Source organism: Streptomyces coacervatus (assembly GCF_029223485.1).
Lineage (GTDB): Bacteria > Actinomycetota > Actinomycetes > Streptomycetales > Streptomycetaceae > Streptomyces > Streptomyces coacervatus.
On the sequence record NZ_JARHTP010000015.1, the window covers coordinates 82,865 to 106,040 of the forward strand.

At 68.0% G+C, this 23,176-nt stretch carries 20 protein-coding genes and 1 pseudogene; 7 read left to right on the top strand and 14 right to left on the bottom strand.

Annotation, left to right across the window (positions count from 1 at the left end; all coding sequences use genetic code 11):
• Nucleotides 1-22: 22 nt before the first annotated feature.
• Nucleotides 23-217 carry a hypothetical protein gene (locus P2Q00_RS32380; protein WP_275776966.1) on the bottom strand — a complete coding sequence of 65 codons (195 nt, stop codon included), beginning with the start codon at nucleotides 215-217 and terminating at the stop codon, nucleotides 23-25.
• Between the two features lie 176 nt (nucleotides 218-393).
• Between P2Q00_RS32380 and P2Q00_RS32385 the strand changes: the two genes are divergently transcribed.
• Nucleotides 394-2,547 (top strand): S9 family peptidase, encoded by a 2,154-nt coding sequence (locus P2Q00_RS32385; RefSeq protein ID WP_275776968.1) that lies wholly within the window; start codon nucleotides 394-396, stop codon nucleotides 2,545-2,547.
• A 128-nt stretch (nucleotides 2,548-2,675) separates the two neighbouring features.
• Here the strand turns inward: P2Q00_RS32385 and P2Q00_RS32390 are convergent, their stop codons facing one another.
• Genes P2Q00_RS32390 through P2Q00_RS32410 form a run of 5 tightly spaced genes read right to left on the bottom strand, consistent with a single transcriptional unit; the run spans nucleotide 2,676 to nucleotide 8,254 of the window.
• On the bottom strand, nucleotides 2,676-3,746 hold the full coding sequence (locus tag P2Q00_RS32390; protein ID WP_275776969.1) for an ABC transporter ATP-binding protein: 1,071 nt from the start codon (nucleotides 3,744-3,746) through the stop codon (nucleotides 2,676-2,678).
• Nucleotides 3,739-4,713, bottom strand: a complete 975-nt coding sequence (locus tag P2Q00_RS32395; protein ID WP_275776971.1) for an ABC transporter ATP-binding protein — start codon at nucleotides 4,711-4,713, stop codon at nucleotides 3,739-3,741. Before P2Q00_RS32395 ends, P2Q00_RS32390 begins: the two co-directional genes overlap by 8 nt.
• Nucleotides 4,714-4,722: 9 nt before the next feature.
• Nucleotides 4,723-5,700 (bottom strand): ABC transporter permease, encoded by a 978-nt coding sequence (locus tag P2Q00_RS32400; protein WP_275776973.1) that lies wholly within the window; start codon nucleotides 5,698-5,700, stop codon nucleotides 4,723-4,725.
• Nucleotides 5,693-6,616 (bottom strand): ABC transporter permease, encoded by a 924-nt coding sequence (locus tag P2Q00_RS32405; RefSeq protein ID WP_275776975.1) that lies wholly within the window; start codon nucleotides 6,614-6,616, stop codon nucleotides 5,693-5,695. Before P2Q00_RS32405 ends, P2Q00_RS32400 begins: the two co-directional genes overlap by 8 nt.
• Before the next feature lie 6 nt (nucleotides 6,617-6,622).
• Entirely contained in the window at nucleotides 6,623-8,254 is a 1,632-nt protein-coding gene (locus tag P2Q00_RS32410) for a peptide ABC transporter substrate-binding protein (protein WP_275776977.1), read from the bottom strand.
• A gap of 516 nt (nucleotides 8,255-8,770) precedes the next feature.
• Here P2Q00_RS32410 and P2Q00_RS32415 point away from each other — a divergent pair.
• From P2Q00_RS32415 to P2Q00_RS32435, 5 genes are all read left to right on the top strand, one after another.
• Nucleotides 8,771-9,799, top strand: a complete 1,029-nt coding sequence (locus tag P2Q00_RS32415) for an ABC transporter permease (protein WP_275776978.1) — start codon at nucleotides 8,771-8,773, stop codon at nucleotides 9,797-9,799.
• 80 nt (nucleotides 9,800-9,879) lie between these two features.
• Entirely contained in the window at nucleotides 9,880-11,637 is a 1,758-nt protein-coding gene (locus tag P2Q00_RS32420) for an ABC transporter substrate-binding protein (RefSeq protein ID WP_275776979.1), read from the top strand.
• Nucleotides 11,638-11,737: 100 nt separating this feature from the next.
• Complete coding sequence (locus P2Q00_RS32425) at nucleotides 11,738-12,718, top strand: ABC transporter permease (RefSeq protein ID WP_275776981.1); 981 nt, start codon at nucleotides 11,738-11,740, stop codon at nucleotides 12,716-12,718.
• Between the two features lie 51 nt (nucleotides 12,719-12,769).
• Complete coding sequence (locus P2Q00_RS32430) at nucleotides 12,770-13,807, top strand: ABC transporter ATP-binding protein (RefSeq protein WP_275776983.1); 1,038 nt, start codon at nucleotides 12,770-12,772, stop codon at nucleotides 13,805-13,807.
• Between the two features lie 26 nt (nucleotides 13,808-13,833).
• Nucleotides 13,834-14,883, top strand: coding sequence for an ABC transporter ATP-binding protein (locus P2Q00_RS32435; protein WP_275776985.1), 1,050 nt, complete (start codon nucleotides 13,834-13,836; stop codon nucleotides 14,881-14,883).
• Between the two features lie 167 nt (nucleotides 14,884-15,050).
• Here the strand turns inward: P2Q00_RS32435 and P2Q00_RS32440 are convergent, their stop codons facing one another.
• Complete coding sequence (locus P2Q00_RS32440; protein WP_275776987.1) at nucleotides 15,051-15,554, bottom strand: DinB family protein; 504 nt, start codon at nucleotides 15,552-15,554, stop codon at nucleotides 15,051-15,053.
• A gap of 89 nt (nucleotides 15,555-15,643) precedes the next feature.
• Here P2Q00_RS32440 and P2Q00_RS32445 point away from each other — a divergent pair, with 89 nt between their 5' ends.
• Nucleotides 15,644-16,684: an amidohydrolase family protein gene (locus P2Q00_RS32445; RefSeq protein WP_275776989.1), complete on the top strand. Its 1,041-nt coding sequence runs from the start codon at nucleotides 15,644-15,646 to the stop codon at nucleotides 16,682-16,684.
• Nucleotides 16,685-16,713: 29 nt separating this feature from the next.
• Here the strand turns inward: P2Q00_RS32445 and P2Q00_RS32450 are convergent, their stop codons facing one another.
• The 7 genes and pseudogenes from P2Q00_RS32450 to P2Q00_RS32480 form a co-directional block, all read right to left on the bottom strand.
• Nucleotides 16,714-17,409, bottom strand: a complete 696-nt coding sequence (locus P2Q00_RS32450) for a hypothetical protein (RefSeq protein WP_275776991.1) — start codon at nucleotides 17,407-17,409, stop codon at nucleotides 16,714-16,716.
• Nucleotides 17,402-17,920, bottom strand: a complete 519-nt coding sequence (locus P2Q00_RS32455; protein ID WP_275776993.1) for a SigE family RNA polymerase sigma factor — start codon at nucleotides 17,918-17,920, stop codon at nucleotides 17,402-17,404. The genes P2Q00_RS32450 and P2Q00_RS32455 overlap by 8 nt, the downstream gene beginning before the upstream one ends.
• A 336-nt stretch (nucleotides 17,921-18,256) precedes the next feature.
• Nucleotides 18,257-18,604: a hypothetical protein gene (locus tag P2Q00_RS32460; protein ID WP_275776996.1), complete on the bottom strand. Its 348-nt coding sequence runs from the start codon at nucleotides 18,602-18,604 to the stop codon at nucleotides 18,257-18,259.
• Nucleotides 18,601-20,466: a polymorphic toxin-type HINT domain-containing protein gene (locus tag P2Q00_RS32465; protein ID WP_275776998.1), complete on the bottom strand. Its 1,866-nt coding sequence runs from the start codon at nucleotides 20,464-20,466 to the stop codon at nucleotides 18,601-18,603. The genes P2Q00_RS32460 and P2Q00_RS32465 overlap by 4 nt, the downstream gene beginning before the upstream one ends.
• 141 nt (nucleotides 20,467-20,607) lie before the next feature.
• A pseudogene (locus P2Q00_RS32470) lies at nucleotides 20,608-21,422 on the bottom strand (IS5 family transposase).
• Nucleotides 21,423-21,469: 47 nt separating this feature from the next.
• Nucleotides 21,470-22,753 carry an MFS transporter gene (locus P2Q00_RS32475; protein WP_275777000.1) on the bottom strand — a complete coding sequence of 428 codons (1,284 nt, stop codon included), beginning with the start codon at nucleotides 22,751-22,753 and terminating at the stop codon, nucleotides 21,470-21,472.
• 29 nt (nucleotides 22,754-22,782) lie between these two features.
• Nucleotides 22,783-23,175: a VOC family protein gene (locus tag P2Q00_RS32480; protein ID WP_275777001.1), complete on the bottom strand. Its 393-nt coding sequence runs from the start codon at nucleotides 23,173-23,175 to the stop codon at nucleotides 22,783-22,785.
• Nucleotide 23,176: the final 1 nt, after the last annotated feature.

A 23,176-nucleotide genomic window follows, 5' to 3' on the forward strand; every position in this document is an offset into this window, starting at 1 on the left:
ACAGCGCGGTGCAGCCCGGGCGTCAGAACTTGATGCTGCCGATCATGCTCGCGATGTTCGTCGTCAGATCGTTGATCGTGGGCGCGACCGTCGAGGAGGCGAGATAGAACCCCAGGAGAATGCAGACGAGGGCATGCCCGCCCTTCAGCCCTGACTTCCTGACGAGCAGGAAGACGACGATCGCCAGCAGCACCACCGCCGAAATCGAGAGTGCCACGGCGGCTCACCTCCAAAGGTCCCAAGAGCGCGGGGGTCGGACTTAGGGGCCAGACAAATCCACACAACAACCAGCAGGTTCATACCCACTATGCGCTAGTGATCATAACTATCCGACCGCGCGCATCGGTCGGCGCACGGCCGCACAAGGGGGCGCATGGCCAATATGGTCAGGGCATGACGACGACGTCCGACTCCTTCCCCCGCAGGCACGCCCGCACCCAGCGGTTCACGCTGGGCGCGCCGCGCGCTTTCACCGTGGCGCCCGACGGTGCCCGTGTCGCGTTCCTGCGCTCCACCTCCGGTACGGACAGGGCGAGTTCCCTGTGGGTCCTCGATGTACGGGACGGCGGGGAGCGCGTGGCGGCCGACCCGCGCGCCCTGCTCGGCGGCGCCTCGGAGGAGCTCCCGCCGGAGGAGCGGGCGCGCCGGGAACGCAGCCGCGAGGGCGGCGCCGGCATCGTCGGCTACGCCACCGACGCAGCAGTGGAGTTGGCGTCTTTCGCCTTGTCAGGGCGGCTTTTCGCAGCCGAGCTGCGGGCCGGTACGGCACGTGAACTCCCGGTCCCCGGGCCGGTGATCGACCCGCGCCCCTCCCCCGACGGCCGCCATGTCGCATACGTCGCGCAGGGTGCGCTGCGGGTGGTGGGCGCCGAGGGCAAGGACGAACGGGCCCTTGCGGAGCCGGAGTCGGCGAACGTCACCTATGGGCTGGCCGAGTTCATCGCGGCCGAGGAGATGGGCCGCTCGCGCGGCTTCTGGTGGTCGCCGGACTCGGACCGGCTGCTGGTCGCGCGCGTGGACGACACGCCGGTAAGGCGCTGGTGGATCTCCGACCCGGCCCAGCCGCAACGTGACCCACAGCACGTCGCCTACCCGGCGGCGGGCACCGACAACGCGGATGTACGGCTGTTCGTGATCGGTCTGGACGGGGTGCGCACGGAGGTTGCCTGGGACCGGGCACGCTACCCATATCTGGCGCATGTGCACTGGTCAGAGGCGGGTGCACCGCTACTGCTCGTACAAGCGCGCGACCAGCGCAGTCAGTTGTTCCTGGCCGTGTCCCCGGAGACGGGCGCGACCCGCCTGGTGCACGCGGACGAAGATCGAGTTTGGCTTGATCTTTTTCCCGGAGTGCCCTGCTGGAGCCCCTCCGGGCAGCTGGTGCGCATCGTCGACGAGGGCGGTGCGCGGGTCCTCGCGGTCGGTGAACGCCCGCTGACGGGGCCGCAGTTGCACGTCCGCGCGGTGCTGGACGTCACGGCCGACGACGTCCTGCTCGCCGCGTCGGCCGGCGAGGAGGCCGAGGCCCCCGAGACCGGCGAGGTGCACGTCTACCGTGTCAACGAGCTGGGCCTGGAGCGTGTCTCGCAGGAGCCCGGCGTGCACTCGGCGGTGCGCGCCGGGGGCGTGACCGTGCTGGTGTCCGCCGCGCTGGACCGGCCGGGCGCCCGCGTACAGGTACTTCGCGACGGCGACCGTAGGGAGATGGGGGTCCCCCCGGCCGGAGGCTGGGGGAGGACGGCGACCATCGCCTCGTATGCGGAAGATCCCGGTATGACCCCGCGGGTAACGCTCACCGAGGGGGGCGCACGGCGCATCCCGTGCGCCGTGCTGCTTCCCCGCGATCATGACGGCGAGACCCCGCTCCCCGTCCTCATGGATCCCTACGGCGGTCCGCACGGCCAGCGGGTGGTCGCCGCGCACAATCCGCATCTGACCTCGCAGTGGTTCGCCGACCAGGGGTTCGCGGTCGTGGTGGCCGACGGCCGCGGCACCCCGGGCCGCTCCCCGGCCTGGGAGAAGGCGGTCCGCGACGAGCTCGCGGCGGTCACCGTCGAGGACCAGGTGGACGCGCTCCAGGCGCTCGCCGACCGCTTCCCCCTGGACCTGACCCGGGTCGGCATCCGCGGCTGGTCCTTCGGCGGCTACTTGGCGGCACTGGCGGTGCTGCGCCGCCCCGACGTCTTCCACGCGGCCGTGGTGGGCGCCCCGGTCACCGATCTGCGCCTGTACGACACCCACTACCAGGAGCGCTACCTCGGCCACCCCGACAAGCAGCCGGAGGTCTACCGCCGCAACTCGCTCATCGACGACGCGGGCCTCGTCGACCCGGCCGAGCCGCACCGCCCGATGATGATCATCCATGGTTTCGCCGACGACAATGTGGTGGTCGCCCACTCCCTGCGGCTGTCCTCGGCCCTGCTGGCCGCCGGCCGCCCGCACGAGGTGCTCCCGCTGTCCGGCGTCACCCACATGACCCCGCAGGAGTCGGTCGCCGAGAACCTGCTCCGGCTCCAGCTGGACTTCCTCCAGCGTTCGCTCTCATAACCGCGCAAACCCGCATGAACCGCGTTTACACGCAGGCAACTTCGAGGAAGCCATACCGATATACGGACGCGCGAGGCTGAACAGCGTACGGCCGTGCGGGTGCCGTAAACGGACCGGGGTGCGCCATGTCACCCCGGTCCGTTGCCGTTCCCGTTCCCGTCCGCGTCCGTCTCCTCCGCCGGCACGACGACCGTCTCTTCCGCGAAGTGACAGGCCGAGTCATGGGCGGCCGGACCGCTCACGTCCCGGAACTCGGCCGGCACCGCCAACAACGGCACCTCCAGCGCGCACCGCTCCTGCGCCTTCCAGCACCGCGTACGGAAGCGGCACCCCGAGGGAATGTTCGTCGGTGACGGCACATCACCCGCGAGGATGATCCGCTCCCGGCGCTCCCGCGCCTCCGGGTCGGGCACGGGCACCGCGGACAGCAGCGCCTGTGTGTAGGGATGCGTCGCATGGTCGTAGATCTCGGCGTCCTTGCCGGTCTCCACGATCCGCCCGAGGTACATCACCCCGACCCGGTCCGAGATGTGCCGGACGATCGACAGGTCGTGCGCGATGAAGATGTACGACAGCTCGAACTCGCTCTGCAGCCGGTCCATCAGGTTGATGACCTGGGCCTGGACGGACACGTCCAGCGCGGAGACGGGCTCGTCGGCGACGATGATCTCGGGGCGCAGCGCCAACCCCCGTGCGATGCCGATGCGTTGGCGCTGGCCGCCGGAGAACTGGTGCGGATAGCGGTTGATGTACTCGGGGTTGAGCCCGACCACGTCCAGCAGCTCCTGGACCTTCTGGCGCCGGTCGCCCTTGGGGGCCACCTCGGGGTGGATCTCGTACGGCTCCCCGATGATGTCACCCACGGTCATCCGCGGGTTGAGGGAGGTGTACGGGTCCTGGAAGACCATCTGGATGTTGCGCCGTACGGATCGCAGGGCCTTGCCCGAGAGCTTGCCGATGTCGTCGCCCTTGTAGCGGATCTCCCCCGCCGTCGGCTTCTCCAGGTTGACCAGCATCTTGGCGACCGTCGACTTGCCGCAGCCGGACTCGCCGACGATGCCGAGGGTTTCGCCGCGGGCGAGTTCGAAGTCCACGCCGTCGACGGCCTTCACCGCGCCGACCTGCTTCTTGAAGAGAATGCCCTGGGTCAGCGGGTAGTGCTTGACGAGCCCGCTGACCTGCAGAATCGCCTCAGCCATTCATGCACTCCCTCCAGAAGTGGCAGGCGCTGCGCCGGTTCTCGTCCACCTCGTGCAGGGGCGGCTCGTCGGTCCGGCACACGTCCTGCGCGAGCGGGCAGCGGGGGTTGAAGGCGCAGCCCGGCGGGATGTTCATGAGGTTGGGCGGCAGGCCCTTGATGGCGTAGAGCTCCTGGCCCTTCTGGTCGAGCCGCGGGATCGACTCCAGCAGGCCCTTGGTGTACGGGTGCGCCGGCACCTTGTAGATGTCGTGCACGGGGGCCGACTCGACGATCCGGCCCGCGTACATCACGGCGATCTTGTCGGCGACGTCGGCGACCACACCCAGGTCGTGGGTGATCAGGATGAGCCCCATGTTGTACTCGCGCTGCAACTCGGCGAGCAGGTCCATCACTTGGGCCTGGACGGTGACGTCCAACGCCGTCGTCGGTTCGTCGGCGATGATCAGGGCCGGCTCCAGCGCCAGGGCCATCGCGATCATGATGCGCTGGCGCATACCGCCGGAGAACTGGTGCGGGTAGTCCTTGACCCGCTCCCTGGCGGCCGGGATCCGTACCCGCTCCATCAGATCGACGGCCTTCGCGCGCGCGTCCTTCTTCGACATCCCCCGGTGCACGACGAACATCTCGCCGAGCTGGTCGCCCACGGAGAGCACGGGGTTGAGGGAGGACAGCGCGTCCTGGAAGATCATCGCCATCTCGGCGCCGCGGACCTTGCGCCGCTCGTCCTCCTTGAGCTTCAGCAGGTCCCGCCCCTGGAAGAGGATCTCGCCGCCCGTGATCCTCCCGGGCGGAATGTCGAGGATGCCCATGACCGCCTGCGCGGTGACGGACTTCCCCGACCCGGACTCACCGAGCACGGCGAGGGTCTCCCCCGCGTCCACGCCGTAGCTGACCCCGTTGACGGCCTTGGCGACCCCGTCCCGGGTCCGGAACTCCACCTGCAGATCCCGCACTTCGAGCAGCATGACGGCGGCTCACCTCAACTTCGGATCGAGGGCGTCGCGCACCGCGTCGCCGAGCATGATGAAGGCCAGCACGGTGACCGCCAGCGCTCCGGCCGGCCACAGCAGCATGTGAGGGGCGTTGCGGATGTAGGGGGAAGCCGCCGAGATGTCGATGCCCCAGCTGACCGTGGGCGGCTTCAGGCCCACGCCGAGGTACGACAGGGTCGCCTCCAGCGCGATGTACGTGCCGAGCGCGATGGTCGCCACGACGATCACCGGTGCGACCGCGTTGGGGGCGATGTGGCGCAGCAGGATGCGGGAGTCGGAAGCACCCAGGGCGCGGGCGGCCTGGACGTAGTCGTTCTGCTTGGCGATGATGACCGCGCCGCGGGCGATGCGGTAGACCTGCGTCCAGCCGAGCAGCACCATGAACCCGATGACCGGCCAGATCGTGTTGCTGGTCACCACGGAGAGCAGGACGAGACCGCCGAGCACGACCGGGATCGCGAAGAAGATGTCGGTGATCCGGGACATCAGCGAGTCGTAGCCCCCGCTGAAGTACCCGGCGAGCCCGCCCAGGACCGAGCCGAGGAGCGCGATGCCGGCCGTGGCCAGCACGCCGACGCTGATGGAGATACGGGTCCCGTACACGGTGCGCGTGTAGACGTCGCAGCCCTGGCCGTCGTAGCCGAAGGGGTGGCCGGGCTGTGAGCCCTCCTGGGCCTTGGCGAGGTCGCACTTCAGCGGATTTCCCGAGGCGATCAGGGACGGCCAGAGGGAGATGACGACCAGGAAGAGGATCACCAGCCCCGAGATGATGAAGACGGGGTTGCGGCGCAGGTCGCGCCAGGCGTCGGACCAGAGGCTTCTGGGCTTCCCGGCCGGACCCGTGCCTTCCGGTCCCCCGGGTGTCCGCTCCAGGGTCTCCGCCTCCGACACCGCCAGGTCCATCGCGCCGCCCATGCCCGCGGAGGAGACGACGCCCTCGGACTCGTGCTGCTCAGGCATAGCGGATCCTCGGGTCGAGTACGGCGTACAGGAGGTCGACGAGCAGATTGGCCACCAGGAAGACCAGGACGAGTACGGTCACGAAGCCGACGACGGTCTGGGTGTTCTGGCGCAGGATGCCCTGGTAGAGCTGGAAGCCCACGCCGTGGATGTTGAAGATCCGCTCGGTGACGATCGCGCCGCCCATCAGCGCGCCGATGTCCGTGCCGATGAAGGTGACCACGGGGATCAGTGAGTTGCGCAGCAGGTGCCGGACGACCACCCGGTGCCACGGCAGCCCCTTGGCGATGGCCGTGCGGACGTAGTCGGAGCGGCGGTTCTCCGCGATGGAGGTGCGGGTCAGCCGGGTGACGTAGGCGAGGGAGACGGACGCGAGGACCAGGCCCGGCACGATGAGCTCGCCGAAGGTGGCCTCGGTGGAGACCGACGGTTTGATCCAGCCCCACTCGACGCCGAGGAGCAGCTGGAGCAGCAGGCCGGTCACGAAGACGGGGACGGAGATGACGACAAGGGTGAGGAGCAGCACCGACGTGTCGACCGGCCGTCCGCGCCGCAGCCCCGTCACGACCCCCAGCGTGATCCCGATGACGATCTCGAAGAGGATCGCGACGATGGTGAGCCGGATGGTGACCGGGAACGCCGTCGACATCAGCTCGGTGACCTTCTGGCCGTTGAAGGCGGTGCCGAAGTCGCCGGTGAAGACGTTCCCCATATAGATCAGGTACTGCTGCCATACGGGCTTATCCAGCCCGAACTCCTTCTTCAGCTGGGCGGCCGTGGCCGGGTCGCACTGCCGCTCGCCGCACAGGCCTGCGATGGGGTCGCCCATCACGTTCACCATCAGGAAGATCAGCAGCGTGGCCCCGATGAACACCGGGATCATCTGGAGCAGACGCCGGACCACATACCGTCCCACGGGCGCTCAGCCGACCTTGATCTCGTTGTAGACGGGCACGCTGAACGGATTGAGCGCGACGTTCGAGAGCCGGTCCGACCAGCCGGCGCTGCCGTTCTGGTACCAGAGCGGGATGGCCGCCATGTTGTCGCGGACGACCTTCTCGGCGCTCTGGAAGAGCGAGATCGCCTTGGTGGTGTCGGTCTCCTGGTTGGCCTGGTCGACGAAATTGTCGAAGTCCTTGTTGGACCAGTGACCGTCGTTGGAGGAGGCGTTGGTGTAGTAGAGCGGCTGCAGGAAGTTCTGGATCAGCGGGTAGTCCATCTGCCAGCCCGCCCGGAACGGACCCGACATCTTCTTCTGCGTGATCTGGTTGCGGAAGTCCGCGAAGGTGCCGACCGGGTTGCCGACGCAGGCCTTGTCGTTGCCGAGCGCGTTGTTGATGGAGTTGCAGACGGCGTCGACCCACTCCTTGTGCGAGCCCGTGTCCGCGTTGTACGAGATCTTGACCTGACCGTTGGGAAGCCCGCCGCCCTCCTGGACCAGCTTCTTGGCCTCGGTCGGGTTGTAGTCGCAGCCGCTCCCGCACAGCCCGTCCTGGAAGCCGCCCTTCGTGCCCAGGACCGGGGAGGTCCAGTCGGTGGCCGGGGTGCGGGTCTTCTGGAAGATCGTGTCGGTGATCTGCTTGCGGTTGATCGCCATGGACAGGCCCTGGCGGACCTTCTCCGAGCCGCTCTTGTTCCAGTCGGCGTCGTAGTAGGGGAAGGCGATCGTCTGGATGATGCCGGCGGGCGTATTCAGATACCGGCCGCCGAGGTCGCTCTTGACGTTCTTGAGCTGGGCGGCCGGGACGTCGTCGACCAGGTCGAGGTTGCCGGCCATCAGGTCGGTGTAGGCGGTGTTGTTGTCGGTGTAGACCTTGAGGTCGACACCGCCGTTCTGCGCCTTGTCCGAGCCGGGGTAGGCGTCCCACTTCCGCAGGGACATCTTCGAGCCCTTGGTGTACGACTCCACCGTGTACGGCCCGTTGCCGACCGGCTTCTTGATCCACGCGGCGTGGTCGGAGAAGAAGGCCGAGGGCAGCGGGTCGTAGGCCGAGTAGCCGAGGGTGTCCGGGAAGGTCGAGAACTTCTGGGTGAGCTTGACGGTGAAGGTCAGATTGCCGGTGACCTTGAGGCCGGAGAGCGTGTCGGCGGTCTGTGCGCCGGTGTCCGGGTGGACCTTGTCGTAGCCCTCGATGTACCCGAAGAAGTACGCGTTCTTCTGGTTGTTCTTGAGGGAGGCCCCGTAGTTCCAGGCGTCCACGAAGGACTTGGCGGTGACCGCCTCGCCGTTGCTGAACTTCCAGCCGCTCTTGACGGTGATCGTGAAGTTCTGCGAGTCCGTGGTGTCGATCTTCTCGGCGAGCATGTCCGTCGCCGCGCCCGTCTTGGGGTCGTACCTCTTCAGCCCCCGGAAGATCATGTCGAGGACCTTGCCGCCCTGCACCTCATTGGTGTTTGCCGGCTCCAGCGGGTTCTGCGGGTCCCCCCAGGAGGAGCTGAGCACCGCGCTGCTGTCACTGCCGCCGCTGCTGCTGCCGCCGCCCCCGCAGGCCGTCGCGGCGAGTGCGACGGCCGCGGCGCATGCGGCCCATTTGGCGTGCGTGGCTCCGCGCATGGGGTGCCTCCTCATGACCGCCGGCCCGTTACCGGCTCCATTACCGGTCAATATCGGCGCAAAAGGCGCATGCCGCATGCGCGCCGAGCCCATTGGGGGATACCCGATGGGGCACACCATCCGGATGGCCGCCCGGCAGCCTCTTGACGAGCTCGCGACAACATCGGGACGATCATTCTCGGCCATTGACCTTCCACCCGGAACGCAATGGATCTTCACCATCCGATGCCGAACCGTTGGATTGTTACGCCAAGATGTACGGATTTCGATACTGGGCCGTCCGCATATCGAACTCATTGACCGTTTCGCGCAGTTGGTCCGAGTTCGGACACGGATCGATTACAACCCGCTACACGCGTAGCTACAGCACGGTCAAGGGAAGGCAAAGAAAGTAAATAGAAGCCCAAGTAGGCCGAGAATTTATTGACCTTGAATGAATTGCGTTGAAAAAGTCCGGCGTAGCCCGTAGGGGAGTGCCCTGCGGAGTCATCAGACCCTCCCTGGGCCAGGAGCATCATGACCCCCCCAACTCCATCGGCGGCTGCCCCGCTTGAGGTGACCGACGCGAGCGTCGAAAAGTCGCCTTCGCCCTCCACCCCCAAGGGCAACGAGAGCCGCTCCCCCGGGCGTCTGGCCTGGACTCGGTTCAAGCGTGACCGTACGGGCGTTATATCCGGCTACATCGTGATCTTCTTCTTCGTGATCGCGATCGGTGCGCCGCTGATAGCCAAGCTGTACGGGAAGAACCCGTACACCAGCTACACCACCCAGCACCCGGAGCTGCTCAACGCCTTCTCGTACCCCGCGGGACCCAACGGCGGTATGAGCTCGGAGTACTGGTTCGGCATCGAGCCCCAACTCGGCCGGGACGTCTTCACGTTCCTCCTCTACGGCATCCGCACCTCGCTGGGCATCGCTGCCGCCGCGACCCTGCTCACCACGGTCCTCGGCGTCGTCATCGGCGTGACGGCGGGCTATCTGGGCGGCAAGACCGACTACTTCGTCGGCCGGGTCATCGACATCGTGCTGTCGTTCCCCTCGACGCTGTTCTTCATCGCGTTCATGCCGGTCGTCTACGGCCTCTTCATCGCCGCCGACGACAACATCCCGACCGGGCTGATCGCGGCCTCCTTGATCATCGTGCTGTCCGCCTTCGGCTGGGCATCCATCGCCCGACTGCTGCGCGGCCAGGTACTCGGCCTGCGCGAGCGGGAGTTCGTCGAGGCCGCAAAGGTCACGGGCGCCTCCCCGATGCGCATCGTGTTCAAGGAGCTGCTGCCCAACCTGTGGACCCCGATCATCATCCAGTCCACGCTGATGCTCCCGACCTATGTGACCGCGGAGGCCGGCCTCGCCTTCCTCGGCGTCGGCATCACGGACCCGACCCCCGACTGGGGCGTCATGATCGGCCGAGGCGCCCAGTTCTACACCGAGGACTTCACCTTCATGCTCTTCCCGGGCCTGTCGATGGTGATCTTCGTCCTCGCCTTCAATCTGCTCGGCGACTCGGTGCGCGACGCGCTCGACCCGAAGTCCAAGCGATAACCCCAGTCCCATCCCGGCCCGGTTCGACGACGTCCGGCTGGTCCCGTCCGTTCCGACTCAATCCATGAGGCAGGCTCAGCATGTCCTTTTCTCGTAGAAACTTCCTGATCGCCACCGGTGTGGCCGCGGCCGGCACCACCGTGCTGAGCGCCTGCAGCAGCGGCAGCAGCAGTTCCTCGAACGACAAGGTGCCCTCGGTCACCGGCTCCAAGACCATGAACATCCCGGTCGGCACCAAGGCCGACTCGACCGGCCCGGCGCCGGAGGTCAAGGGCGCGGTCAAGGGCGGGACGATCTACTCGCTCGACCAGTTCGACATGGACCACCTCGACCCGGCCCAGATCTACGTCTCGACCGAGGGCGCCCTGACCCGGACGATCCACCGCGGCCTCACCGGCTACAAGATCGACGAGAAGGGCGGCTGCACGCTGGTCGGCGACGTCGCCACCGACGCCGGCACCATGAAGGACGGCGGCAAGACCTGGTCGTTCACGATCAAGGACGGCATCAAGTGGGAGGACGGCACCGACCTCTCCATGGACGACGTCCGCCACACCTTCGAGCGCCTCTTCGCCACCTTCGTCACCGAGGGTCCGCGCTACGTCCAGCAGTGGCTGGTCGGCGGCGACAAGTACAAGGGCCCCTACGACGGCAAGAGCCTCGCCTCCGTCGAGATCGAGGGCAAGACCATCACCTTCCGTCTCACCGAGGCGCGCGCGGACTTCAACTACACGCTCGGCATGCCCGGATACGGCCTGGTGTCGAAGAAGAAGGACACCAAGGAGCAGTACGACAAGCGCCCGTACGCCCTCGGCCCGTACAAGATCGACAGCCGCCAGGTCGGCAAGTCGCTGACGCTCGTGCGCAACGAGCACTGGGACCCGAAGACGGACGCGATCCGCAACGCCTACCCGGACAAGTTCATCTTCCAGTTCGGCTTCGAGCCGGTCGCCTCCACGGACCGCTACATCGCGGACAAGGGCAACGACCAGTACACGATGTCGATCTTCAACGAGGTCGCCCCTGAGCGCGTCGCCCAGGTTCTCACCAACGCCACGCTGAAGAAGCGCGTCCTCACCCAGGTCGACACGGTCACGTACTACTGGCCGATCAACATGACCCGGATCAAGGACCTCAAGGTCCGCCAGGCCATCAACTACGCCTGGCCGCACCAGCAGCTGCAGACCATCCGCGGCGGCGCGGCCACCAGCGAGCTGGCCACCACGATCCTCTCCCCGGTGACCCCCGGCTACGAGAAGTTCGACCTCTACGGCACGGGCACGAAGCCCGGCGGCGACCCGGTCAAGGCCAAGGCGCTGCTGAAGGAGGCCGGCAAGGTCGGCCAGAAGCTGGTCATCGCCTACCAGCAGTCGGACAACGCGGTGAAGCAGGCCGTTGCGATCAAGAGCGCCCTGGAGGCCGCCGGCTTCACGGTCGTCAACAAGCAGGTCGACAAGTCGACCTTCTACACCCAGATCGGCAAGATCGACAACGAGTACGACCTGTTCGCGGCCGGCTGGAGCCCGGACTGGCCGAACGGCTACTCGGTCTTCTACCCCTGCTGGAGCGGCAAGAACATCGGCGACGGCCGCAGCAACTACGCCCAGCTGAACGACCCGAGCGTGAACAAGGCGATCGACACGGCCTCCACGATCGCGGACAACGCCAAGGCCAACAAGGCCTGGGGTGCCATCGACAAGCAGATCATGGAGCTCGCTCCGGTCGTCCCGGACTACCACTCCATCCGCAACTGGATGTACGGATCCAAGGTCGGCAACGTGGTGTACGACGCCGGCAACACCTGCGTCGCGCTCTGCAAGCTCTACGCGATGAAGTAAGCGAGTCGGGGGCGGCCGTTTCGACGGCCGCCCCCCTCCCGCGGCCCACCCCCCTCTCAACTCCCCGGCGACGGCGCCCCGTCCGGAAAGTCACGCCCTCATGTTCCGCTTCCTTGTCCGCCGAGTCCTCGGCGCGCTGGTCATCCTGTTGATCATCAGCGCTGTCACCTTCTGGCTCTTCTACGCCGTTCCGCGTGACCCCGCCACGATGTCCTGCGGCAAGAACTGCACCCCCGACATGCTCGCGCAGATCCGGCGCAACCTGGGCATCGACCACCCGATCCCGGTCCAGTACTGGGACTGGCTCAAGGGCCTCTTCGTCGGGCGCGAATACTCCGGCTTCGGGCACTGCAACGCCCCGTGTCTCGGCTACTCCTTCGCCAACCGCGAGCCGGTCCTCGGCACGATCCTGGACCGCCTGCCGCTGACGCTCTCCCTCGCCTTCGGCTCGTCCGTCGTCTTCCTCACCTTCGGCATCGGTGCGGGCATGCTGGCCGCGGTCAAGCAGGGCAAGTGGCAGGACAAGGTGGCCAGTTCCGCCTCGCTGGTCGCCTCTTCGCTGCAGATCTACTTCGTCGGCTACGTCGCGATGTACTTCCTCGTCGCCAAGCTCGGCATCCTCGACAACCCGTCCTACACGCCGCTCACCGACGACCCGGTCGCCTGGGCCTCCGGTCTGCTGCTGCCGTGGCTGGTGCTGTCCCTGATCTGGACCGCCAACTACACCCGTATGACGCGCTCCCAGCTGGTCGAGACGCTCAGCGAGGACTACGTCCGCACGGCCCGGGCCAAGGGTCTGTCCCGACGCAACGTCTTCTTCCGGTTCGCCTGGCGCGGGGCGATGGGCCCGATCGTCACCATCTTCGGTATCGACCTCGCCACCCTCATCGGAGGCGCGATCATCACCGAGTCCGTCTTCAGCCTCCAGGGCGTCGGCCGGCTCGCGGTGCAGTCCGTGAACAAGAGCGACCTGCCCATGCTGCTGGGGGTCACCGTGCTGTCGGCCGGTGCGATCGTGATCTTCAACATCATCGTCGACGCCGTCTACGCCCTCATCGACCCGCGGATCCGGCTCGCCTGACCTCCGCCCCCTGACCCCGACCCCCGCATCACCCCCCTCAGGAGCGTCCCCGTGACGAGCACCGATCAGCAGCCCTTCCTCTCCGTCAAGGACTTGAAGGTCCACTTCTCCACCGAGGACGGCATCGTCAAGGCCGTCGACGGGCTCTCCTTCGACCTGGCCAAGGGCAAGACGCTCGGCATCGTGGGCGAGTCGGGTTCCGGCAAGTCCGTCACCAACCTGACGATCCTGGGCCTGCACGACCGCGCCCGCACCGCGATCGACGGCGAGATCCTGCTCGACGGCAAGGAGCTGCTGACGGCCTCGGAGAAGGAACTCGAGCAGCTGCGCGGCAACAAGATGTCCATGATCTTCCAGGACGCGCTGGCCTCCCTGTCGCCTTACCACACCATCGGCGCACAGATCGGCGAGACGTACCGCAAGCACACCGGCGCCTCCAAGAAGGAGGCGCGGGCGCGTGCCATCGAGATGCTGAAGCGGGTCGGGATTCCGCAGCCGGACATCCGCGTGGACGACTACCCGCACCAGTTCTCCGGCGGTATGCGGCAGCGCGCGATGATCGCCATGGCGCTGGTCTGCGACCCGGAGCTGCTCGTCGCCGACGAGCCGACCACGGCCCTCGACGTGACGGTCCAGGCCCAGATCATGGACCTGCTCAAGGACCTCCAGCAGGAGTTCGGCACCGCGATCATCTTCATCACGCACGACCTCGGGGTCATCGCCGACATCGCCGACGACGTGCTGGTGATGTACGGCGGCCGGTGCGTGGAGCGCGGCACCAAGCAGGAGGTGCTGCGCACGCCGCAGCACCCGTACACCCTGGGCCTGCTGAGCTCGATGCCAAGCCTGGACGGGCCCGTCGACGTGCCGCTGTCCCCGATCCCGGGCTCGCCCCCCTCGCTGCTCAACCCGCCCTCCGGCTGCCGCTTCCACCCGCGCTGCACCTTCGCCGAGAAGGTCTCGGGCGGCCTGTGCTCCACCGAGCAGCCGGTGCTCGACGTGGTGGACGGCCGGGGCTCGGCCTGCCACCTGACGATGGAGCAGCGCGAGGAGTTCTTCGCCGACCTCGCCGTGTCGCGGCACAACTGACGGACAAGAGACGGGATTTCACGACCATGAGCAACACCACCCCCCTCCTGGACGTCTCCGGGCTGACCAAGCACTTCCCGATCAGGGGCGGTTTCCCGATCAGCCGCACGATCGGCGCCGTGCAGGCCGTGGACGGCCTGGACTTCCAGGTCGCCGAGGGCGAGAGCCTGGGCCTGGTCGGCGAGTCCGGCTGCGGCAAGTCGACGACCGGCCGGCTGGTCACGCGCCTGCTGGAGCCGACGGGCGGAAAGATCTCCTACCGCGGCCAGGACATCACCCACGCGGGCCGCAGGCAGCTGGCGCCGATCCGCTCCGAGATCCAGATGATCTTCCAGGACCCGTATGCGTCGCTGAACCCGCGCCAGACGGTCGGCAAGATCATCTCGGGCCCGATGGAGATCAACGACATCAACCCGGCCGGCGGCCGCGAGGCGCGTGTCCGCGAGCTCCTGGAGATCGTCGGCCTGAACCCCGAGCACTTCAACCGCTTCCCGCACGAGTTCTCCGGCGGCCAGCGCCAGCGCATCGGTGTCGCCCGCGCCCTGGCCCTGGAACCGAAGCTGATCGTGGCCGACGAGCCGGTGTCGGCCCTGGACGTCTCCATCCAGGCGCAGGTGGTGAACCTGCTCCAGAAGGTCCAGCAGGAGCTGGGCATCGCCTTCCTCTTCATCGCCCACGACCTGGCCGTCGTACGCCACTTCTCGCACCGCGTCGCCGTCATGTACCTCGGCAAGATCGTCGAGATCGCGGACCGCGACGATCTGTACGACAACCCGCGCCACCCGTACACGCGGGCCTTGCTGTCCGCCGTCCCCGAGGCGACGGTGGACGACGACGCCCCGGCCCGCGAGCGCATCCGGCTCAAGGGCGACGTACCGTCCCCGATCAACCCGCCCTCCGGCTGCCGCTTCCGCACCCGCTGCTGGAAGGCGACGGACAAGTGCGCGAGCGAGGCCCCGCCGCTGGTCCAGGTCGAGGGCAACAAGCCCGGCCACCTGACGGCCTGCCACTACCCGGAGACGGCGGACACGGTTGCGGCTCCGCGTCTCTCCAAGGACCCCGAGGCGGCGGCCTGACACACCCCAATTCGTCAGCCGCCCCCTTTCAGGACGGACCTTCGCCGGCCCATTGACCCGAGCCCATGAACGTCCGATCCAGGGGACGAAGGCCCGTGCCCACCCAGGCGCGGGCCTTCTTCTTTCCGGGCGTCTGCCGGGCAGCGTTTCGAACGGCTACACGACGGCTACACGCCCGTCGTCCCGTCGATCAGTTCGCGCAGGATGTCCAGATGCCCGTTGTGGCGGGCCGTCTCCTCGATGAGATGGAGAAGGATCCAGCGCAGGTCGCGGTGGTCGAGGTCGCCGACCGGGCGCTTCGCCCTCGCGTCCAGGTCGTGGGCGGCGACCAACTCCCGGTAAGGGGCGCTCTGTTGCTCGTACTCCAAGAGCAGGTCCGCGAGCGCGATGTCGACCGCGATGCGCATCTCCCGGTCGGGGTCCTCGTCCGTCCACGGGCCCTCGTCCTCCTCGCCGAGGAACACGACCTGGAACCAGTAGTACTCGACCCACCGGAGGTGGTTGATCAGCCCGGACAACGTCATCAAGGGCGAGCCGGGCAACGGTGCCGTGCGGGCGCCCTCCTCGGACACGCCGTCGCACTTGGCGCGGGCGGTGTCGCGGGCGTAGTCGAGGAAGGTGACGAGCTGGGTGCGCTCGTCCCACGCGGAAGGGGTGTCTGTTCTCGTCATCGCGGGCGATCACGCCGCAGCGACGCTCGGCCGTCGAACGATTAGCAGAGGCCTTGTTGTTGACCGGAGCCGCCGGAAAGACTCACCCCATGGCTCTTCACCTGCGCGGCACCGTCCTCCCCGAGAGGGCCGTACGCGACCTGTGGGTCCTCGGCGACCGGATCACCTTCGACCGCCCCTCCCGCCCCGCCGACACCGTGGCCGACGGCGGCTTCCTACTCCCGGGGCTCGTCGACGTGCACACGCACCCGGGGTCCCCTTCGCCGGACGAACCGAGCTTCTCCGCCGAGGCGTTCGCCGAGCAGGTCGCCGCCCACCGGGACGCGGGGATCACGGCGCTGCGCTTCCCGGGGCTCCTAGGTGAGGTGCCCGCCGCACTGCGCGAGGCTCCGGACGCACCCCGCTTGATCACGGCCGGGCGCTGGCTGGCCTGGGCGGGACTGTCGCGGAGCGCCCCCTTCCACACCGTCACCGACGACCTCGTGGCCCTGGCGGTCGCCGAAGCGAAGGCCCACGACGGCTGGTGCAAGCTCATGGGCGACTGGGACTTCGAGGCCGAGCCGGTGCCGTACGACCTCCTGCGCGCCGTCACCGACGCCGTGCACGCGGCCGGCGGCCGGGTCGCCGCGCACTGCCAGTCGGCGCAGGGGGTGCTGAACGCGGCCCGGGCCGGGGTCGACTCGATCGAGCACGGCATGGGCATGCCGGAGCAGTGCGTGGACCTCATGGCCGCGCACGGGACGGCCTACGTGCCCACCCTGACCGCCTTCGCCCGCAGCGCGCCCCACATCAAGGACAATCCGCGCGGGCGGCTGTGGCACGAAGGGCACCGCATCATGATCCGGCGCGTACGCGAGGCCCACGACGCCGGAATCTCCGTCCTGGCGGGCACGGACTCCGCCCCCTTCGGCAACGTCGCCACCGAGGTCGAGCACCTGATCGCCGCCGGCCTGCCTGCCGACGTCGCGGTGGGAGCGGCGAGTTGGGCGGCACGGGACTTCCTGGGGCTGCCGGGCCTGACGGAGGGCGGGCTCGCCGACGTCACCGTGTACGACGCCGATCCACGGCTCGAACCCGGGGTACTGCGGCATCCGCGCCGGATCGTGCTGCGGGGGCGGATCGTTCGCTGACGGCTCGAACCGGGCCGAGTCATGCCAGGTCAGCTCCGCGGCGTCCCGCCGGATTCCTGCACCACCGAGAGCCATCGGGTGCCGTACTCGACGACGATCCGCGCCACGCGGTGCTCGACGGTCCCCGTGTACGTCTCGACGGTCCGGCCCTGAGAGCCCGTGGCCGCACCCTGCGACGTCAGGCCACAGCCGGAGAGCGCCTCGCGCAGCTGGGAGAGGGCGGTGGTGAGGTCACTCTGGCCGTCGTATTCGGTGTAGCGGTGACTTGCCTTGGCCCCCCGGTCTCCCTCAAAGAACGTGTCGTAGGTCCATGGGCCGCTCGACCGCAGCAGAACTTGGTCCACCGCCGAGCACCCTCCCACCCACCCGAGGGTCAGGCCATCGATCTCCTTGTCGCCGCCCCGCCAGTTCCACTGCCCGTACAACGGCAGCGCGTTGGGTGCCTTCAGGTCCACTACCCCGTGCTTCTTGTACGGCGTGTTTCCCACCGCGGTCGACTGTGAGGGGGCCGACTGCGAGGCGGTCGGCCCCTTCGCCGGACGGGTCTCGTGCGTACCGTTTCCCGGCAGGACGGCCAAGGTCACCGCCCCCGCCACCGCGACAACGGCCGCGGCCACCGCACCGGACCGCCGACGGGCGAGCCGCCGGTCGCCCCGAGCGCGCAGCTGAGCCGCGGAGGGCATGTGCACCGTGACCTCGTCCAGCAGTTCCTCGACCTCAGCCATGACTGGCCACCCCCTCGGCGACGAAAGTGGAATCACTCTCGGCGAGCCGCTCGCCGAGGATCTTGCGGGCCCGGCTGAGCCGGGTGCGTACGGCACCGTTGGAGGCGCCGGTCTCCCGTGCGACCTGCTCCACCGGCAGGTCCAGGAGATGGTGCAGGACGACCGCCTGCCGCTGCTCGGGGGTCAGTTCGCGCAGTGCGGCCACCAACGCCACACGGTCGCCGGAGAGTTCGGGCACATGCGTCTGCGGGCCGTGCCGGAAGTGCGCGCGCAGCCGCCCCTTGGTCCGCCGCCAGGTACTGATCGCCAGCCGCATCGCCACCGTGCGCACCCACGGCAGCGGATCCCCCTCACGCGTGAGCTTCGCCCAGCGCTGCCAGGCGCGTACGTATGCCTCCTGCACCGCGTCCTCCGCCTCCCCCAGGTCACCGGTCATCGCATAGACCACGGCAACCATGCGTCTGGCGGTGGCGGAGTAGAACGCATCGAATTCCTCCGGCTGCGCCGGCATCCCCGTCCCCCGTCTGTCGAGCACGTCCCCGTGCTGCCTGCGTGTTTCTGTCTTGGACACGCTCGGGGCGGGTGGGATGTTACGCAGAATCCGAATGCATCTGAGCCCGTGTTCGACGTCGGCCTCATCGGGTCGTACCACTCACCACCCGCAACGCCGGTGACTACTCCACTACGAGGGCCCGCGCCTCCCCCAGGCACGAGCCCTCGGCGATCTCACGGGTTCACGAGCACGCGCACGCGAACCGGATCGGCCGGCATCAGCGGCTTGATCCTGCTCCGCATGGCGTGAGTGATCACTGATCGGACAGGCACATGCGATCAACTGACCAGCCCGTCAAGGTGACACGCGCTGGCGGGGCTCCTCGCTGGTGCCGTGTCTGGTGTCGGCGAGCCAGCAGGCACCGCCCTGGGGTCGCCAGTCGAATCCGTCGAGCATGGCGACGACCCGCCGCACCAGAGCCTCGGGGCTCCCGCTCCACGCCTCGAAACCGCTGCGGCCTAGGTCTCCCACGGCCATCAGCCCACCGCTCAGCAACTCGGTGAGTACTTCCACGGCCACGACCCGGAAATCGCGGCCGGACTGTTCGGCCGTCTCCTGTGCGAGCCCGATCAGGCGGTCGATGGGCACCCAGTCGTCCAGCCCTTCCTCCAGCAGCTCGCCGATGATGAACTCCATGCTCATGACGGCAGGTGCACCTTCTTTCCCTTGCCTGTGACGGGGAAGACATCGATGGTCTCGCCACCCGAGGCCGATGATGCACGCCACTGGATGATCGTGCCGTCGGGGAGCTGGTACACATCCGGGATCTTCGGTCCGCGGGCGGGCAGCCGCTTGGCGTCCTTGGTCCACCGCTCGAAGGTCTTGCGGAGCTCCGCGGCGGTCGAGATCTCCTTCACATGGCTCTGCTTGCCGTTGGGGAGAGCGTCGAACTCCGCCTTCCACTTGCCGCAGCCGTTGGTGTTGTGAACCAGCAGCGGTGTGCTGCCGGCCATGACGTAGAAGGTGTGCAGATCATCAACGGAGAGGTTGCGGACCTTCTGGTCGGAAGCGGTCCAGGCCCTCACCGCGCCGACCTGCACCCGGGTACCCGCGCCGGTCCGGAGCCAGGCTCCCGGTCGCAGCTGGTCCGCGGTCGCCCAGGCTCCGAGGTCGTCCACCCAGAACGGGTGCTCGTCCGTGGCCGTGACCGTGGCGGGCCCTTGGTCGGTCTGCACGGTGACGTCGACGAGGTTCTTCTCGCCCTGACCGGTGATCAGATCCGTGACCGGCTCGGGCTGCCGGCGGCCGGTGTCGGGATCGGCGGCCAGGACGCGATCCCCTTCCCGGACCTGTTCGATGGGCACCTGGGAGCCGTCCGCCATCAGCACCCTGGTGCCGTCGGGGAAGCTGTTGCAGGTGACGACCTGTTCACCCTTGCGGGCCTTGCGTATCTCGTCCGCCGTGAGCAGCCGGTCGCCGGTCCGCAGCCACCTCAGCACGGACACGCCGCCGAGCAAGCGTTCTTCGGTGGTCAGCTTCTGGCCGGTGGCCAGGTCCTTGCCGACGAGCGCCTCGACGACGCCCTTGCCGTCGCCGACCCCGGGCAGCAGGTCCAGCAGCAGTGACATCCTTCGCTGCTGCTCGGCGTCGTCCAGGAGGGACTTTCCGGAGGCCCAGGTGTCCCCGAGGCCGGAGAAGTCGAAGTCGAGCCCCGACATGTCGCGGAGTTTCTCCGCGCCCTTCTTGATGCCGGGTACGTGCTTGTTCGCCTCGTCGACTCCCTTGTTGGCCTGGCCGATTCCCTCGTTGAGCTCCTTCATGCCCTTGTTGGCCTTGTCGATGCCCTTATTGGCCTCGGCCAGGCCCTTGTTGACATCGCGGACGCCCGAGTTCATCGTGTCCAGGCCGCGGTTCATCTTGGCGAGACCCGCGTTGATCTGGTCCAGCGTCTCGTTGAGCTCGTTCAGCTCCTTCTCGAAGTCGAAGACCGGCTTCGCCTCCGGGTATTTCTTCTGCTCGGGGAAGTACTCACCCAGCGCGACCGTCAGGAAGGTGAGGGCGAGCAGGGAGTCGTTCTGGTCCCCGAGCAGGGAGTCCGCCTTGGCCAGGTTCTCCCCGAGTTTGTCCAGGTGCGGCCGGGCGCTCTTGAAGGTCTGGACGGCCTTTTCCAGAAGCTTCAGCTGCTCCGCGGGGTCCGGCGACTTGCTGGGATCCACGAGATCCAGCGGCTTGAGGGCCTCGATGCCCTTGATGTTCTTGTCGAGGTCCTTGAAGCTCGCTCCATGGTCCTTCATGGCGTCCTGCGCGGTGTAGAGGAACACCCCGACACCGACGCCCAGCGCGATGGCCTTGCCCGCGAACTGCTTCAGACACGCTGGCCGTTCAAGCAGCGGCAGATGGTCGCAGTTCGCGTACTGGGCCACCTTGCGGACGATCTCCGCGAGCCGTTCCACTCGCCCTTGCTCCGCGGCCTGGGCACTGGCCGCGGAACCCATGCAGCCCGTGAAGACGACGGCCAGGGCGACGAAGAACGCCGCGATCTTTGATCTGAAATTGTTGTACATGCATTCCTTGACCGGCGCGCGCGAATATCGTTCGGCGCACCGGCTTTAATTCCCCGTGCCGGAAAGGCAACTTAGCTACTGATCAGTAAGTCAGATGGTCGCGAGCACTATAACAGGGGCGGAGGAGCCTAAGACCGCGTCCTACGTGGTGAGGCGGACGAGTCGCTTGTAGCAGCACAGGGCGGCGGCGAGTCCGAGAAAGGCCAGGTAGTTGCGGGCATGGTGCTCATAGCTGGGGCTGAGTCTGCGATAACCAGACAGCCATGACATCGTGCGCTCGATCACCCACCTTCGGCGCCCTAAGCGCTGGATTCGTTTGCCTTGCGGGCGATGCGCACTCCGATCCGCTTGCCGCGCAGCCATTTCCGCAGATCGACCCGGTCGTACGCCTTGTCGGCGTGAAGGCGCTGGGGCTTGAAGTACCGGCCCCGATAGGGGTCGTGTCTCGTTTGGTGACCCTCGACCATGGGCGTCAGCCCTTCGCTGTCGTGGGTGTTGCCGGCCGAGATGCCGACGAGGAGGGGCAGTCCGTTCGCGTCCGACAGGACGTGCATCTTGGAACCCGGCTTGCCCCGGTCCACGGGGCTCGGACCTGTGTGTTCGCCCCCTTTTTTAGCCCTGACATGAGCGGTGTCGAGGACGATGCGGATGTTGTCGATGAGGCCGGCGGTGTCGAGCCGGTGCAGCACTGCTTCATGCAGGCGACCCCAGACACCGGCTCTCGACCAGATTAGGAACCGGCGGTGGGCGGTCGACTTCGATATCCCGAAGCAGGGCGGCAGTTGGCGCCAGGCGCAGCCGCTGACCAGGACGTAAATGATGGCCGCGAACAGCGTCTCATCAGGTGTGTCCTGCGTTCCGCCGCCCTGCGGCCGCACTTTTGACGGCGGGATCAGCGGCTTCGCGATCTCCCACAACCCGTCCGGAACAATCCAACTCCATGTACCCCGCCCCATGCACGGCTCAACGTCCGCCTCACCCCCGCTCCCACACCTCCGCGCCCCTACTTCCGGTGGACCGAAGCCTTCGCCGCAGGCGGCACCCCGCCGGACGGTGCCTCCTCGACGCTGCCGAGGGAGCGCACCTGCGGCACGCACAAGGCAGCCGCAGTTGCTACGACGATCAGAGCCGCGCAGCCGGCCAGGGCGGTACCGGTGCCGACGGCCGCTGCGACGGGTCCGGCGATGAGCAGGCCGAGCGGGGCGAAGGCCAGGGAGCCGAAATAGTCGTAGGAACTGACGCGGGACAGGGCCTCTTCGGGGATCTGGCGCTGGATGGTGGTGACCCACAGGACACCGAAGATGTCGCTGGCGATGCCGGCGCCGAACATGGCAGCGGCGATCAGCCACACCGGGGCCCGGGCGCTGAGCAGGGCGATCGGCACGGCGGCCGGGAACGTGCACAACACGGCCACCAGAATGGGGCGGTTCACCCGCACCCGGGCGGCGATCCCCGCGCCGGCGACCGTGCCCAGCGACTGCGCGGCCACGATGACCGACCATGCGCGCGGCCCACCGAGGTGCTCCTGGGCCGCCAGCGGGCCCAGTACGCCGACGTTGGCATTGAGCGCGGCGATGACGACCGTGTACTGGGCGACCACAGCCCACAGCCACTGCCGGGAGGCGAACTCCCGCCAGCCCTCCCGCAGATCGGCCCACCCCGACGACTTCCGGCGTGGCAGGGCCGGCACGCGCAGCCGGGCCGTCAGCGCCGCGCTGACGACGAAGGACGCAGCGTTGAGGGCGAGCGCCCAGCCGGCGCCGACCGCGGCCACGGTCACCCCGGACAGAGCCAGGCCGAGGAGCAGAGAGCTGTTGATGCCCACCCGCAGCAGGCCGTTGGCCCGTTGCAGGCGTTTCGCCGGCACGATCGAGGGGATCAGGCCCTCCATCGCGGGAGCGAACAGGGCTGTCGCCGTCCCGGCCAGCACCGCCAGCAGACACATGGCCGGCAGGGGGGCGTGACCGGTCAGCACCATGGCGGCCAGACCCCCGTATGCCCCGGCTCCCAGCGCATCGGCCAGGGCCATCAGCGTCGACCGTGACATCCGGTCCGCGATGACACCGCCGATCAGGATGAACACGAGCTGCGGCAACGCCTGGCAGGCCAGCACCAGCGAGAGCCGGCCCCCGCTCGCCCCCGGCAGAGCCAGCACCGCGAACGCCAGCGCCACACGCGCAAAACCATTGCCCAGTACGGAAATGACCCGTGCGCTCAGGAGCAGCACAAACTGCCGGTTGCGCCACAGCGGCGCGTCGTCCTGGTCCTCGTGGGAAGAAATCGTCACGGTCGGGCACCCTAAGGCCCACCGGTTGCTCAGGCGGCCCCGACCACCAGCTCCACCTCGAACCCGTCCGCATCCTCCAGATACGCGGCACAGTGCTCCGGCCCACCCGCGAAGGGGTGTCGGTCCGGGAACAGCAGCTTCCACCCGTGGTCCGGGGCCGCGACAACGAAAGCGTCCAACTCGCCACGCCCGCCCGGCACATGGAACGCCAGATGGTTCAGGCCCGGCCGCATCCGATCGTGCGGCTCACCGCCCCGCAGCGCCGGGGACTGCTCCAGGACGATGTACGTGGCCCCGTGCCGCCAGCTGCGTCCGTCCGCCCAGCTCTGGTACGGCGTGTACCCGAGGCGCTCCAACAGCCAGCCCCACGACGCTGCCGCGCGGGCGAGATCGGGCACCCACAACTCGACGTGGTGCAGCAAC

Excerpts from the sequence above, each read along its gene's own strand:
- P2Q00_RS32385 (WP_275776968.1), top strand. The coding sequence starts at position 394 with ATGACGACGACGTCCGACTCCTTCCCCCGCAGGCACGCCCGCACCCAG.
- P2Q00_RS32390 (WP_275776969.1), bottom strand. The coding sequence starts at position 3,746 with ATGGCTGAGGCGATTCTGCAGGTCAGCGGGCTCGTCAAGCACTACCCG.
- P2Q00_RS32395 (WP_275776971.1), bottom strand. The coding sequence starts at position 4,713 with ATGCTGCTCGAAGTGCGGGATCTGCAGGTGGAGTTCCGGACCCGGGAC.
- P2Q00_RS32400 (WP_275776973.1), bottom strand. The coding sequence starts at position 5,700 with ATGCCTGAGCAGCACGAGTCCGAGGGCGTCGTCTCCTCCGCGGGCATG.
- P2Q00_RS32410 (WP_275776977.1), bottom strand. The coding sequence starts at position 8,254 with ATGCGCGGAGCCACGCACGCCAAATGGGCCGCATGCGCCGCGGCCGTC.
- P2Q00_RS32415 (WP_275776978.1), top strand. The coding sequence starts at position 8,771 with ATGACCCCCCCAACTCCATCGGCGGCTGCCCCGCTTGAGGTGACCGAC.
- P2Q00_RS32420 (WP_275776979.1), top strand. The coding sequence starts at position 9,880 with ATGTCCTTTTCTCGTAGAAACTTCCTGATCGCCACCGGTGTGGCCGCG.
- P2Q00_RS32425 (WP_275776981.1), top strand. The coding sequence starts at position 11,738 with ATGTTCCGCTTCCTTGTCCGCCGAGTCCTCGGCGCGCTGGTCATCCTG.
- P2Q00_RS32435 (WP_275776985.1), top strand. The coding sequence starts at position 13,834 with ATGAGCAACACCACCCCCCTCCTGGACGTCTCCGGGCTGACCAAGCAC.
- P2Q00_RS32440 (WP_275776987.1), bottom strand. The coding sequence starts at position 15,554 with ATGACGAGAACAGACACCCCTTCCGCGTGGGACGAGCGCACCCAGCTC.
- P2Q00_RS32445 (WP_275776989.1), top strand. The coding sequence starts at position 15,644 with ATGGCTCTTCACCTGCGCGGCACCGTCCTCCCCGAGAGGGCCGTACGC.
- P2Q00_RS32450 (WP_275776991.1), bottom strand. The coding sequence starts at position 17,409 with ATGGCTGAGGTCGAGGAACTGCTGGACGAGGTCACGGTGCACATGCCC.
- P2Q00_RS32455 (WP_275776993.1), bottom strand. The coding sequence starts at position 17,920 with ATGCCGGCGCAGCCGGAGGAATTCGATGCGTTCTACTCCGCCACCGCC.
- P2Q00_RS32460 (WP_275776996.1), bottom strand. The coding sequence starts at position 18,604 with ATGAGCATGGAGTTCATCATCGGCGAGCTGCTGGAGGAAGGGCTGGAC.
- P2Q00_RS32465 (WP_275776998.1), bottom strand. The coding sequence starts at position 20,466 with ATGTACAACAATTTCAGATCAAAGATCGCGGCGTTCTTCGTCGCCCTG.